Origin of the sequence: Rothia sp. HMSC071F11 (genome assembly GCF_001809115.1) — a bacterium.
Lineage (GTDB): Bacteria > Actinomycetota > Actinomycetes > Actinomycetales > Micrococcaceae > Rothia > Rothia dentocariosa.
Genome location: NZ_KV795730.1, coordinates 334268 through 334532 on the forward strand (window position 1 = coordinate 334268; position 265 = coordinate 334532).

Sequence of the window (265 nt, forward strand, 5' to 3'; positions counted from 1 at the left end):
CCGCCCGGGCACGCTGCGCCTTGGTGATGCGCTCGCTTCGGTAGGGTGCGTAGAGCGCTTCGAGGTCTTGTTTGCTGGATGCCGCTCCCACCCCTGTGATGAGTTGTTCGTAGGTGAGCGGGTCAATTAGCCCGTCTTCGCGGCGTTGGGCGAGCGAGCTGAGAATATTCTCGCGGCGAGTTTCGAGCGCACGCAGGGCATCGAGCCGGGTGCTAATAGCACGCAGGTGGGTGTCGGTGAGCGCGCCCGTAGCTTCTTTGCGGTA

Annotated in this window: 1 protein-coding gene; it reads right to left on the bottom strand. The window is 63.4% G+C overall.

Annotated elements, in window-relative coordinates; translation table 11 throughout:
• The coding region (locus HMPREF2554_RS02430; RefSeq protein ID WP_305793965.1) for a Tex-like N-terminal domain-containing protein at nt 1-265 on the bottom strand (265 nt) is incomplete at both ends.